10 protein-coding genes and 1 tRNA gene are annotated in these 14,408 nt (G+C 41.0%); 4 read left to right on the plus strand and 7 right to left on the minus strand.

Features of this window, described 5'->3' with window-relative positions; translation table 11 throughout:
• The first annotated feature begins 33 nt into the window (after positions 1–33).
• Positions 34–408 carry a 50S ribosomal protein L7/L12 gene (rplL, locus tag IPO83_14570; protein MBK9732476.1) on the plus strand — a complete coding sequence of 125 codons (375 nt, stop codon included), beginning with the start codon at positions 34–36 and terminating at the stop codon, positions 406–408.
• 164 nt (positions 409–572) lie between these two features.
• Positions 573–4,376 (plus strand): DNA-directed RNA polymerase subunit beta, encoded by a 3,804-nt coding sequence (gene rpoB, locus IPO83_14575; protein ID MBK9732477.1) that lies wholly within the window; start codon positions 573–575, stop codon positions 4,374–4,376.
• 708 nt (positions 4,377–5,084) lie between these two features.
• Here the strand turns inward: rpoB and IPO83_14580 are convergent.
• Positions 5,085–5,636: a YqgE/AlgH family protein gene (locus IPO83_14580; protein MBK9732478.1), complete on the minus strand. Its 552-nt coding sequence runs from the start codon at positions 5,634–5,636 to the stop codon at positions 5,085–5,087.
• Between the two features lie 225 nt (positions 5,637–5,861).
• On the opposite strand from IPO83_14580, the gene IPO83_14585 reads away from it, so the two are divergent.
• Positions 5,862–5,938: transfer RNA gene (locus IPO83_14585), tRNA-Arg, on the plus strand.
• Positions 5,939–6,142: 204 nt separating this feature from the next.
• Here the strand turns inward: IPO83_14585 and IPO83_14590 are convergent.
• Complete coding sequence (locus IPO83_14590) at positions 6,143–6,358, minus strand: hypothetical protein (GenBank protein ID MBK9732479.1); 216 nt, start codon at positions 6,356–6,358, stop codon at positions 6,143–6,145.
• A gap of 25 nt (positions 6,359–6,383) precedes the next feature.
• Here IPO83_14590 and IPO83_14595 point away from each other — a divergent pair, with 25 nt between their 5' ends.
• The gene (locus IPO83_14595) at positions 6,384–6,536 is read left to right on the plus strand and encodes a hypothetical protein (GenBank protein MBK9732480.1); all 153 of its coding nucleotides are present in this window, start codon (positions 6,384–6,386) and stop codon (positions 6,534–6,536) included.
• Between the two features lie 72 nt (positions 6,537–6,608).
• Here IPO83_14595 and IPO83_14600 read toward each other — a convergent pair whose 3' ends face one another.
• The 5 genes from IPO83_14600 to IPO83_14620 all read right to left on the minus strand — a co-directional run bounded on the left by IPO83_14600 (position 6,609) and on the right by IPO83_14620 (position 14,331).
• Entirely contained in the window at positions 6,609–8,156 is a 1,548-nt protein-coding gene (locus tag IPO83_14600) for a T9SS type A sorting domain-containing protein (protein MBK9732481.1), read from the minus strand.
• Between the two features lie 314 nt (positions 8,157–8,470).
• Positions 8,471–9,019 carry a transposase gene (locus tag IPO83_14605; GenBank protein ID MBK9732482.1) on the minus strand — a complete coding sequence of 183 codons (549 nt, stop codon included), beginning with the start codon at positions 9,017–9,019 and terminating at the stop codon, positions 8,471–8,473.
• 153 nt (positions 9,020–9,172) lie between these two features.
• A complete protein-coding gene (locus tag IPO83_14610) occupies positions 9,173–12,091 on the minus strand; it encodes a T9SS type A sorting domain-containing protein (GenBank protein MBK9732483.1) in 2,919 nt (972 codons plus the stop codon).
• A 197-nt stretch (positions 12,092–12,288) separates the two neighbouring features.
• Positions 12,289–12,558: a hypothetical protein gene (locus IPO83_14615; protein MBK9732484.1), complete on the minus strand. Its 270-nt coding sequence runs from the start codon at positions 12,556–12,558 to the stop codon at positions 12,289–12,291.
• Between the two features lie 279 nt (positions 12,559–12,837).
• Positions 12,838–14,331 carry a T9SS type A sorting domain-containing protein gene (locus IPO83_14620; protein MBK9732485.1) on the minus strand — a complete coding sequence of 498 codons (1,494 nt, stop codon included), beginning with the start codon at positions 14,329–14,331 and terminating at the stop codon, positions 12,838–12,840.
• Positions 14,332–14,408 lie beyond the last annotated feature (77 nt).

Below are 14,408 nucleotides of genomic sequence, written 5' to 3' on the forward strand. Positions count from 1 at the left end.
AATCAATTCGCGAATCAATAAATCAAAACTAAAATGGCAGACTTAAAAACATTTGCTGAACAACTGGTTAACCTGACAGTAAAAGAGGTGAACGAACTCGCCAAAATACTGAAGGATGACTATGGTATCGAACCAGCAGCCGCAGCTCCGGTAATGGCAGCAGGTGGTGGTGCAGCCGCAGCAGTAGTAGAAGAAAAAACCGCTTTCGATGTTATTCTGAAAGCAGCAGGTGGTCAGAAATTAACCGTTGTAAAGGTTGTGAAAGACCTTACCGGACTTGGTTTGAAAGAAGCCAAGGACCTGGTAGACGGTGCTCCGAAACCTGTTAAAGAAGGCGTTTCTAAAGAGGAAGCTGAATCAATCAAGGCCAAGCTTACAGAAGCCGGTGCAGAGGTTGAAGTCAAATAAGATTCTTTTTTGATGGAGAGCGTTTTGAAAATTGACCTTTCCCTCTCTTTTGGAGAGGAATCGAGGATGAGGATTCAAAACGATCTTATTAATCAGGTTTTCCGCCGTAAAAGGGGAAACCTGATTCCCTTTTTTAACGAAAATAAAGGTTTCAAAAAAATCAAATGGCATCAAAGACTAACGAAAGAGTCAATTTCAGCAAGACACAGATTAAGCTCGAGTACCCTGATCTTCTCGGCATTCAGCTTCAGTCATTCAAAGATTTTTTCCAGTTAGAAACCACTCCTGAAAACCGGAGAAACGAAGGCCTCTACCGTGTGTTCACTGAGAATTTCCCGATCAGTGATGCCCGGAATATCTTCGTATTGGAGTTCCTGGATTATTTTGTAGATCCTCCCCGCTATACGATTGAAGAATGTATCGAGCGCGGATTAACGCACAGCGTTCCCCTGAAAGCAAAGCTGCGCCTGAGTTGTAACGATCCTGAACACATCGATTTCCAAACGATTGTGCAGGATGTGTTTTTGGGAAATATTCCCTACATGACACCGAAAGGTACCTTCCTCATCAATGGTGCGGAACGCGTAGTGGTTTCCCAGTTGCACCGTTCACCGGGCGTGTTCTTCGGACAGTCCGTTCACCCGAACGGAACCCGCATTTATTCTGCAAGGGTGATTCCTTTTAAAGGCGCCTGGATGGAATTTGCGACGGACATCAATAATGTGATGTACGCTTATATCGACCGTAAAAAGAAATTCCCGGTAACCACCTTGTTGCGTGCAATAGGTTGGGATACTGATAAAGAAATATTGACGCTGTTTGAATTGTCGGATGAAATTCCTGCAAAAGCAGCTGACCTTAAGAAAGCCATCGGCCGTAAGCTCGCAGCTCGTGTATTGAGAAGCTGGAATGAAGATTTCGTGGATGAAGATACGGGTGAAGTGGTAACAATCACGCGTAACGAAGTGGTGTTGGAACGTGATACCATCTTATCGGAAGATGACATCGCCAATATCCTGGAAACAGGTGTTGACACAGTTATCCTTCAGAAAGAAACGGTCGGTGCTGATTATTCCATCATCTACAACACGCTGCAAAAAGATACTTCCAACTCAGAATTGGAAGCGGTTCAGTATATCTACCGCCAGTTGCGCGGAGCAGATGCGCCTGATGATGAAACAGCGCGTGGCATTATTGAGAAGCTGTTCTTCTCTGATAAACGCTATGATCTGGGTGAAGTAGGCCGATACAAAATCAATCAGAAATTAAGAAAAGACACGGAGCTTGATACCAAGGTATTGACGAAGGAAGACATCGTGGCGATTGTGAAATACCTGGTACAGTTGGTGAATGATAAAGCTGTTGTAGATGATATTGATCACCTGAGTAATCGTCGTGTAAGAACAGTGGGTGAACAGTTGTACGCTCAGTTCGGTGTTGGTCTGGCCCGTATGGCCCGTACCATCCGGGAACGTATGAACGTGCGCGACAATGAGGTGTTCACACCAATCGATCTGATCAACGCACGTACACTTTCTTCTGTGATCAATTCCTTCTTCGGAACATCACAGTTGTCACAATTCCTTGATCAGACCAACCCGTTGGCGGAAATCACCCACAAGCGTCGTATTTCGGCGCTTGGTCCCGGTGGTCTCTCCCGCGAACGCGCAGGCTTTGAGGTACGTGACGTACACTATTCCCACTATGGCCGTCTTTGCACCATTGAAACGCCGGAAGGACCGAACATCGGTTTGATCTCTACACTGTGTGTGCATGCAAAGATCAACCGCATGGGATTCATTGAAACACCTTACCTGAAAGTACATGATGGCAAGGTGGAATTGCGGAAGAAAGTAGAGTTCCTTTCCGCAGACGAAGAAGATGAAAAAGTAATTGCGCAGGCCAATGTGCCGATCAATGATAAAGGCGAATTCAAGATTGAACGTATCAAGAGTCGTCACCAGGGTGACTTCCCGATAGTTGGTCCATCTGAAGTGGAATATATGGATGTGGCGCCTAACCAGATTGTTGGTTTGTCTGCTTCCCTGATTCCTTTCCTTGAACATGATGATGCCAACCGTGCGTTGATGGGTTCAAACATGCAACGTCAGTCAGTGCCGTTGTTGAAACCGGAATCACCGATTGTTGGAACAGGTCTCGAAGGCAAAGCTGCTGTGGATTCCCGCATGTTGCTGAATGCTGAAACAAATGGTGTGGTTGAATATGTGGATGCGGAAGAGATTGTGGTAAACTACGAACGTTCTGAAGAGCAGGATATGACCAGCTTCGATACCGGTCGTACTGTTTATAAATTATTGAAATTCAAGAAGACGAACCAAAGCACCTGTATCAACCTGAAACCTATCGTGAAGAAAGGTGACAAGGTGAAGACCGGACAGATTCTTTGCGAAGGATATGCAACGCAGGATGGTGAACTGGCACTTGGACAGAATCTGCAGGTGGCTTTCATGCCATGGAAAGGTTACAACTTCGAGGATGCTATTGTATTGAGTGAGCGCATTGTTCGGGAGGACATCTTTACTTCCATTCATATTGAAGAATATGAACTGGAAGTGCGCGACACCAAACTGGGAGAAGAAGAGTTGACTCCCGATATACCAAACGTAAGTGAAGAAGCTACCCGCAACCTCGACGACTTCGGTATCATCCGCGTGGGCGCTCATGTGAAAGAAGGAGATATCCTGATTGGAAAAATTACTCCGAAAGGCGAAAGTGATCCTACTCCGGAAGAGAAACTGTTGCGCGCCATCTTTGGCGACAAGGCAGGTGATGTGAAAGATGCTTCGTTGAAAGCGCCTCCTTCTACGGAAGGTGTGGTGATTGATAAAAAGCTTTTCTCCCGCGCTAAAAAAGATAAGAATTCAAAAGCGAAAGAGAAGATTTCACTCGAAAAATTAGAGAAGGAACATTCCAAGGCAGTTGGCATCATCAAAGAAACATTAATTGAAAAGCTGATGAAGCTGCTGAAGGACAAAACTTCGAAAGGCATTACCAACGTGTACAAAGAAGTGGTGGTGGCGAAAGGAGTGAAGTTCACGGTGAAGGTGTTGAATGATATCAATTACCAGGAAGCTGATCAGGGCAACTGGACGAATGATGACCATACGAATGAGCTGATCAAGCGGTTGCTTCACAACTATACGATCAAGCACAACGAAGAAGTAGGGCGTTACAAACGTGAGAAGTTCAATATCAGCATCGGAGATGAATTGCCCTCCGGTGTATTGAAACTTGCAAAGGTTTATCTTGCCAAGAAGCGTAAGCTAAAGGTGGGAGACAAACTTGCAGGTCGTCACGGTAACAAGGGTATTGTTGCGAAGATTGTGCGTGATGAAGACATGCCATTCCTTGAAGATGGAACAGCGGTCGACATCGTACTCAATCCGTTGGGCGTTCCTTCACGTATGAACCTTGGTCAGATCTATGAAACCGTTTTAGGATGGGCTGGATTGAAGCTGGGCATTAAATTCGGGACACCGATTTTCGATGGTGCATCTATTGATGAGATTGAAGCTTATATCACAAAAGCAGAGTTGCCTACTTTGGGTAAAACGTATCTCTACGATGGTGAATCAGGAGACCGTTTCCATCAGCCTGCAACGGTTGGTGTGATCTATATGCTGAAACTTTCACACATGGTGGATGATAAGATGCATGCGCGTTCCATCGGTCCTTACTCCCTCATCACGCAGCAGCCATTGGGTGGTAAAGCCCAGTTCGGCGGACAGCGTTTCGGTGAAATGGAAGTTTGGGCACTCGAAGCATACGGTGCATCGAACATCCTCCAGGAATTGCTGACCATCAAGTCTGATGATATTGTAGGAAGAGCGAAAGCGTATGAGGCCATCGTAAAAGGGGAGAACCTTCCGAAGCCGAATGTGCCTGAATCCTTCAACGTGTTGGTGCATGAATTGAGAGGTCTTACACTTGATCTGAAGTTTGATTAGGATCCTGTTTTAATAAAAGATTCCACGCCGGAATTTTGAATAGCAGCCACCTTGCGAAAGCGGGGTGGCTTTTTTATTTCTCGCATTCTCTCTTGAGGAAATTTATTGATGATGATTTGTTTGACAGTAGTGTAGAAATTGAATGGGTGCATTGTTAAATGGCTAAATGGTTGCGGCGAAGCCGGAGAATAGTTGCACAAGGAGTAATCAATATGTTATACTTTATATGCGGTTAGATGAGTGGATGAATTGTTACACTGTTAAATGGCTAAATGGTTGCGGTGAATCCGGAGATAGGGCAGATCGGTCAAGCAATGATGCATTGATTGAAGTGTCTTTGCAAATCTGAGATGACGGCATTGACTGAACGATTTCGCAATTGATAAGATGACTTTGATAGATGCCCTATTCTCCGGCTTCGCCGAACAATTTAACAGTTCAACAATTTAGCCTTTTGGCCAGATGACCATATAGCCATTCAACCATATAGCCATATAACCCCATAAAAATACCCACCCAATTCAACTACATTTGACCACAAAAACCATCAATATATGGGAAGAAGAAGTTCGCGGAGACGACAACAAATACCCTGGAGAACCATTTTGCGAATTCTTTTTTACCTCGTTATTATATTTTTTCTCTTCAAATATGGAGAAAGGATACTGAATGGTTTTTTAGACCTGATACATTTATAAAGTCAGTGCATTAATTAAGACTTGGATTTTCGGGGAAGTCGGCAAACACCTGGTAGCGGTCACCCATATTGTGTAATACAGTGCGCCAGAGTTCTTTCGGATCTTCTTCAAAGAGATAGGCAGCAAGACCTTTTCCGATGAACCAGGAACTTTCTTTTATTTCCCGCGTCAGCTGGCCTTCTTCCCAACCAGAGTAGCCGAAGAAAAAACGTATTTCTGATTGTTGAATCTGTTTTGTTTCCAGTAGAAATATCAGGCGTTCAAAATCGCCACCCCAGTAAATACCTTCCTTCACTTTGGTGCTGTCTGTGAGCAGGTCCCCGCGCTTGTGAAGATAATGCAGCGTGTTTGGTTGTACAGGGCCACCATAGAAGATGTGATTTTCAACTACCGGAAAATCTTCCACCACTTCATGCACTTTCATTTCAGTAGGTTTGTTGAGGATGAGTCCGAATGCATTTTCATTTTTGCACTCGCACAAAAAAACCACAGCGCCTTTGAAATAAGGATCTTCCATAAATGGTTCTGCGATTAAAATTTTTCCCGAAGCAACCTTCTCCATAATGTTACAGGTTAGTGCGATAAAGTAACTGCATTGGAATTGAAACTCCAAAAAAAATCAGCAGCCTTTCATTCAATGTGAATAAGTGTGGATGATGTTCGTTCATTCGGAAATTAAATTTATTTTTGCAGCCTTGTTTTGGTGAATGGTGAATTGTTAATGGTATGGTAACGCCACTTGAGCAGCAACACAATGACTGATGACAAATGACCAATGACTAATTACGGTCCCGTAGCTTAATTGAATAGAGCATCTGACTACGGATCAGAAGGTTGCAGGTTTGACTCCTGCCGGGATCACCAATACAACATTGAAACCCTTGTAATCATCAGATTACAAGGGTTTTTTTATTATGGGGTAAACATAGGAAATCAGTCGGCATATAATACAGTTCCCCAGACTCGCGCTCGTTTGCAGACAAGCACTGAGGGAGGCGAACGAGTGCGCTTCTCATTATATCCTACAGCACAACCCTTACGAGTAAAGGAATATGAGAAACTGGTTTTTCATTGAATCAGATCCACATCAAGATACCCTTTTCCACCTGCATAATCAATTGCTGAACTATAGCAGTATTCCTGCGGCTCCCGGACAAAGCCTGCTTCAACAGGGTTATAGTGCAGGTAATGAAGGCGCTCAGCTCTCATCTCATTGGTTACTAATTCAACAGGATGGTTACCATCTTGCCATACTTTATAATGCGTGATACGAGTCAGTGGCATACCCACTTCAATGAACTGCTTTAATATGCCTCCCTCAATTGCTTGTCTGCATACGAGCGCGAGTCAGAGCATACGATGGAATGGTACGGATGAGTTAGGAATTCAGCTCGGTGCGTTCATTGAAATAAATTCCGCCCAACATGACAAAGAAATATGGGACGACGAAAGATATGAATGATGGATGACTAAGCCAACCGTTCTAATGCTGGTTGGTGAAAACACCAACCAGAGGCTGAAAAATTATTAGATGTTAATCCTTAATAATTTTGATAATTGAATCATCTCCACTTTTTGACGAAACCGAAATCAAATACATGCCTGGCTCTAACATTTCTGGAAATATAACTGTCAATTCATGTTTTCCTTTCAATTGGATTTCATGACTCATTAATGAATATACTACCTTTCCCTGCATATCAATTAAATCAATCGATACCTCCTGAGTCCTTTGAAGAAAGTATTGAACCACACCGTTTTGCGCTATAGGATTGGGATAGAAGAATAGTGAATTTTGTTCAATAGCAAGATCTGGAATTGCTGTATTAAGGCTTGTAAAATATCTAACTAGTGCAAACTTATCGCCTATATATCCGATGGCTAGTACTTTTCCATCAGGTTGTAATATTATTGAAGTTGCTTCTCCATCAAGTGCGCCAGCATTGTTTATTGCAATTCCTGTCGAAGCAAAGGTTGTATCGAGGAAACCATCTGAGTTGTAACAAAGCAATGCAAAATCTTGTCCGTTTCCATTAGTTGCGCCACCCGCCACAAACATTCTTCCATCTGATTGAACAACAATATCCCACGTATAACTAAGAATACTATTCTCGGGCGTAATAACAAAACCATTATCGCCAAAATTGACGTCTAAGCTTCCATCGATATTATACCGCGCCATAGCATATCCGTGTAACACTCCATCAAAATTAATTCCCGTGAATTCAATCTTTTCGTCAGCTTGAACAATTATTGATTTAACTAGATTATCGGTGTGATTAATATCACTAATAACTATTCCTATATCATTGAAAGTTGAGTCGATCGTACCATTGGAATTAAATCTGGCAACAGCAAAATCATAATTGTTTATTCCATTATATACCTGACCACCTACCAAAATGCGGCCATCTGGCTGTTCAGCTAACGTTCCATACCAAGAGCTTTCGTTGTCAAAATTAATAATTACTATTCCATTCGTACCAAAAGTACTATCAATAGAACCATTCACATTATATCTAATCAACTTATTAATGCTAATTTGCATAGAATCAATTGTTACTCCTAGAACAATTAATTTGTTGTCTGTCTGGAGTTCAATTGTCGTTAGAAATTCAATATTATCAGGAAGCAACAAATCTCCATTAGCAAAACTAGTATCGAAAGATCCGTTTTCATTAAATTTCGCGATTGCAGGAAGAAAGTTGTCATTGGTATGGCCTGCAACAATAATTTTACCGTCTGTGCTGATTCCTATCGAATTTGGCAATCCATATTTAACCGGAACAATTAACCCTCCATAAGCAAAAGTAGAATCAAGCGTTCCATCAGTATTATACCTGGCAAGTGCCCAGTCATATTCAAACCCACCACCCGGACCATTATTAATCGCCATTCCAGCCGCGATAATTTTACCGTCAGATTGTAAGGCAGAAGTATAAGATTTAGAACCTAAGCTAATCAAAGTAAGAACATGACCATTATCGCCAAAACTCATGTCCGGTGTTCCTGGTTGAGCATTTAATATTTCAAGCTGCATGAAGATCGAAAACATTATTATAGAAATAATTTTGTTGTTCATATACAATGTTTTACTTGAATTATTTTATCATTATTGTCCGACTAAAAATAGAGTAAAATTCGATGTGCCCTTTAGCTGATAAGGGTTCTAAACAAAAATCTCTTGTTTCAAAAATGGGGGTAGTTGGCAAGTTTTTTTAAGTAATAAAAGTATTAGGCGCATTGTGTGATTTTCTCCATGCTTTGTAGGTGTCTTTAATAAACCCAGACTCGCGCTCGTTTGCAGACAAGCACTGAGGGAGGCGAACGAGTGCGCTTCTCATTATATCCTACAGCACAATCCTTACGAGTAAAGGAATATTAGAAACTGGTTTTTCATTGAATCAGATCCACATCAAGATATCCTTTTCCACCTGCATAATCAATTGCTGAACTATAGCAGTATTCCTGCGGCTCCCGGACAAAGCCTGCTTCAACAGGGTTATAGTGCAGGTAATGAAGGCGCTCAGCTCTCATCTCGTTAGTTGCTAATTCCACAGGATGATTACCATCTTGCCATACTTTATAATGCGTGATACGAGTCAGTGGCATACCCACTTCAATGAACTGCTTTAATATCCATTCTCTTCGGCTTTCATTGATCTCCTTCATGCATTTTACAACTTCATCTGCAGTAAACTTTTTTAAGTCGCGGAATATTTCATGCAATTTATGGCTACCCTTTCTGCTTGCAATTAAATGCAGATGACTTGGCATCAAATTCCATCCATGAATAACCAGGCCTTTTTTCTGCTGGCAATGGCGTATAGAATTGAGAACGATTTCCGCATAGTCCTTCCTGGTAAATAAATCAATCCAATTTACGATAGTAGAAGTAGTAAAATAAATGCCTTCCGGATTCAGAAATTTATATTGTTCAGACATGATACTATAGATTGAAGAAATGAAGATACTATTTAAAATAAAGAAGTGAACGCGCACTCGTTCGCCTCCCTCAATTGCTTGTCTGCAAACGAGCGCGAGTGGTTGGGGTCTTTCGTTTGGGAACCTTCATCCTTCCTAAAATAATCAATTTGCTTAATCTGTTTTTATGAGCTTCAATACCCTAGTGTTGATTGCCTGTTTTAGCTGCACCAGGTAAACCCCCGCAGTTAAATCTCTTCCTATTTCAACTGTTGTTCCACAGTTTGTAATAAACTTATCAACTAAAGTGCCCGTAATAGTTGAAATTGTTACTGTCACTTTCTCTAACATCTCACCTGTAATATACAGGTTGCAGGTATTGGAAAAAGGATTAGGAGCAACAACCGCATCAAGTGACAGATTACTTTCAACACACAGCGTATCTTCCAATATCCTGAATGGTGATTCAATTTTCCATAATTCGTAACCATGAATTAAGTCGTTAGTAAAAAAAAGAACAGCATTACCCACATTACCAAAATTAGGTTCCTGGAAAATGTTTCCGGATGAACCCGGAACCACTTCTCCAATAAGGTATGTTCCCGCTGTTGTGCCATTGGTCCGGTAGGGTTCAACACCATGATCAGCCGTATAGGCCATAAAAACGGCCACAGAATCTATCACTTTAAGATCGTCAGGATTAGAACTTATTGAACCTGGTTGAATATCTTTTAAGATATAAGTTCCTGCAATAGTCCCATCGGTGCGATACAATTCCCTTCCCCCAACACCATCGGCAGAAAACAAGAGCACTCCATTCAAATCAGCAAACAGGTAGGGCAGCGAACTGGATGTTCCTGAACTGATACTATAAAAAAGTTCTGCAGTATTCCCATCTGTTCTCCAAAGTTCATAGTCCGGAGGAGATCCTGTTTTTCCTGAAAAATATAAGTACCCATTTGAGGCCCTTGTGGATGTAAATTGTCCAGCAGAAATCAACACTGTTCCGGCAGGAGTGCCATTAGTTTTGTATAATCCGCCGCTATATGGGTAGTCACCAAACCGGTAACTGAATACAATTATATTTCCAAGGCTTTTAACATCAAGTATCTCACTGCTTTCGTTACTGCCATTGATATCCTTAATTAATTTTGTACCAAAAGCAGTACCATTTGATTTCCATAATTCCCTTCCTTCATTTTCTGTGCCCGCGCCAAAGTATAATACACCATTGTAGTTATACAGCTCTGATGGATCAGAAGACAGTACACCAGGATTTATATCCTTTACTATTTTTGTTCCGGCTGAAGTGCCATCACTCTTCCAAAGCTCGGTTCCATGAATTGGGTCGAATGCCTGAAAAAAGAGTAAGTCACCTACTTCACAAAACAGGGCTGGAAAGGAACTTTCTGTTCCGGGTGCAATATCTTTTACCATTTTTGTTCCGGCTGCGGTACCGTCACTCCTCCAGAGTTCATATCCATGAATACTATCATTTCCGCCAAAGTAAATAGTTCCTGCAATATTGGTAATGTAATAAGGCGAAGTGAAGTCAGTTACTCCTCCAGGATAAATATTCTTTACCATCTTCGTTCCTGCAGATGTCCCATCACTCTTCCAAAGTTCATAGCCTTTTACTCCCTCGTTGGCCACAAAAAAGTAATTCCCATTCATTACAGCATAGTTATCGTCGTCAAGATCGGCACTACTCAAAGTAGGACCATATATGTCCTTCACCAATTTGGTTCCAGTAACAATGCCATTAGATTTGCACAGCTCACGCCCTTGATCCAGTGTGGTAGCTGCGAAAAATACTTTATTGTTTAACGCAACCAGGTATTCCGGTTCTGAGCTTTCATCTCCGGGATATATATCTTTTACCAAAGAGGCTCCTAATGCAGATGGTTGAGTGCTCCATAATTCAATGCCATGAAGGCTATCAAATGCCTGGAAATAAAGCGTTCCATCCAGGTAAAAAAAATCAGCCGGTTTGGAATATCCGATGCCTGTATTAATATCCTTCACAAGCACCGTTCCCGGTGCGGTTCCATCTGTTCTCCATAATTCACGACCTTCATTAGGTGTGTAAGCCTGAAAGTATATGTATGATTCCGCTGCAGTAAAATCCTGTGGCACTGAACTATAAGGATTCGAAGGACCTATGTCCCCAGGGGCAATATCCTTGATCATATAGGTTCCTGCGGTAGTTCCATCACTGGTCCATAATTCTCTGCCGTTAATTCCATCGATGGCAGAAAACAAGAGCATACCGTTTAACGATGTCATGTTGCTAACACTTGAGCTGCTTGATCCTGGCCATATATCTTTCACCAAACCGGTTCCCGCAATAGTGCCGTCTGACTTCATTAATTCGCTGCCGAATGTGCTATATTGACCACAAAAAAATGCATAATCACCATGTACAACCACGCTGTTTATAAATCCTGAAGGCACTGTATAAACAACAATGGCTGGGTTAATACCATCATATATCCAAACCTGGTTATTTTCGGAGTACACCAATTTTCCATTTAAATTTTGAAAGTAATTGGGTGTACCGTTAGTAGAAAATGGATTAAGGGTTTGCGTTCCGGCAGTAGTTCCATCGCTTACCCAAACATCCATAGTACCATTGGCGCCTTTGGCAACAAAATAGAGTTTGCCGTCAATGGCAATCATACCATTTGTACTGTTGCATCCGCTGAACTCTCCGGATTCGGTATCTTTTACCAGGTATGTTCCACCGGATGTTCCATCAGTTCTCCATAGTTCTGTCCCATGTGCACTATCGGCTGCTGTAAAATAGAGAACATCGTCAACAGCGCAGAATTCTGAAGGATTGGAAGAGTTTGCACCAGCATTAATATCCTTAACCAGAATAGTTCCCGGTGCATTGCCGGAAGTACTCCACAGTTCCGAGCCACGATAGTCTGTTGCTGCAAAATAAATTTTTCCCTTGAAAAGGATCAACTGTTCAGGGTTCGCATCATCAGGTACAATGTCGGTATTGATGTCTTTTACAAGCTGCAGTTGTGCAAATGCATTTAATTCAATGGAAATCATCAGAATAATAGGCAGTAAATTTCTAATCATAAAATGAAAATTTTATTTGGGGACAAAGTAGGAGTAATGATATCAATTTTAACTCAAAATATTTAGGTAAATAAAACAGCTTAAACTTAGACTCGCGCTCGTTTGCAGACAAGCACTGAGGGAGGCGAACGAGTGCGCTTCTCATTATATCCTACAGCACAATCCTTACGAGTAAAGTAATATTAGAGACTGGTTTTTCATTGAATCAGATCCACATCAAGATACCCTTTTCCACCTGCATAATCAATTGCTGAACTATAGCAGTATTCCTGCGGCTCCCAGACAAAGCCTGCTTCAACAGGATTATAGTGCAGGTAATGAAGGCGCTCAGCTCTCATCTCATTGGTTACTAATTCAACAGGATGGTTACCATCTTGCCATACTTTATAATGCGCGATACGAGTCAGTGGCATACCCACTTCAATGAGCTTCTTTAATAGGACGGGGAAGAAGAATGCTAATAACATGGATTTTCAATTGTGGCAGTAGTACAATGAGCTCATCGAATTGAGCACCAATGACTTATTGAATAATACCATGCACTACATACACTACAATCCTGTAGAGGCCGGATTTGTGAGCCAATCGGAGGGCTAGTTTTATAGCAGTGCGAGGGATTATAGCGGAGAAAAAGAATTGTTAAAAATTATTTTGCTTTACAGTTTTTAAAGGTGAGCGGACGCTTACAAGTATTTCAACCTCTCTGCATCGTACTTCACCATACACTCTTGCAACCTTTTAAATATTTAATGAGCCACTACAACTTTCTCACTCCATATAATTTTTCCTTTTTGCGTTACCGTTGCAAGGTAAATTCCGGAGACAAGATAGGAAACATCTACTAACCTGTTTTTGAAATAGTGAAACAAGTTTGTAGTAGCGACTATCTTACCATTAATATCAAACAAAGTTAAGAATGCGTCGTCCTTGATTTCATAAACAATATTTATCCTTTTAGCTGCTGGATTTGGAGTAATAGCAAATCTGGAATTTTCTGCTGCAACGAAATCAGATGATGTTTCTTCAATGGTATCACAAGGTGAATCTTTCAGTCTTCCCAAATCGTAATTGGGAAAAGATGGAATATTATTGGTGAACGCATTCTGAGTGAGAATAAAAGAGTGAGGACTAAAATTACAAGACAATCCTAAGCTGTCAGGGGAGTTGATTACATTCAAATATTCAACACCATTCCAAGGTGAAACATAAATCTTACCATCCGGTGCAAGCTGATGCATAAAAAATAAAACAGCAATATCAAAATACGGATTAACAAATGAATCCCATTCTGCAATATGAATTGGATATGTGCCCATATCTGGATTCCACGTATCATATTGGTAAAGATTCAACAAAGATGATGCAAAAATAAAACGACTATTTGGTGAAAATGAACTACCATAAAAAAATGAATCGGGACTAAAGACCTGAATAGGGTCGGTAAATTCCCCTGAACAACGATCGAAATTCATGTAATCAAACCAACCACCATAGTTTGAAATACAATATTTGCTTCCATCAGGACTAAATGTCGCTTGTACGCCGATGTCATTCATTGAATCAGAACCAATAATTTGTTCATAAATGCCTTGAATCCCTTGAGGTGTAAGCAATAATTTATAATACTTACTTGTATGAAATCTATGTGCAATTACCCACCAATCCCTTCCGTTTGCATGTTTAATAGCAGTTAACCCACCCCATAGCAAAGTATCATTAATGATATTTTTGTTTTTTAATGTATCTACTATTCCGCCAAGACCATTATCGAGGTTCATATCGATCACGCTGTAACTCAATCCTAATGGTTGAACTTCAGAAGCACCATAAGAAAATATACTTTCACCGCTTTCATGAAAGACATAATATCTTGTGGAAATACCAGGATCGGGTAGAATCAGAATTCCTTGGCAATTGCTCATGCCGAACGGATCATTAAAATCGGTCGCCCAGCCAGGATTGAAGTTTGTTGAGTTTTGGAGAGTATCGTTATTTTTGTTTGAGATAGTGATTCCGTTAGAATAAAAAAGAAGATTTCCTGATGTGTCACTTATACCAGCGTTTGTAATAAAAAAAGTCATTGTCCTAGAAACTTCAGAAGTGTTCATAGTTTCATCGAAATATCTCATTTCAGATTTTGGAGCTGAATAAAGAGAGTATCCAAGCTCCCAGACATTGTTACGGTTTTGAGCTGATACAAAAAAGGGAACAAAGGAAACAAATGTTATCAAATTCTTCATTGCACCTTGATTAGTTTAGTGAACCAAATAACTTCCTTATTCTCAAGAATATTTATAAAATAGATTCCGGCTGATAA

This window comes from Chitinophagaceae bacterium, from assembly GCA_016717285.1.
Lineage (GTDB): Bacteria > Bacteroidota > Bacteroidia > Chitinophagales > UBA10324 > JACCZZ01.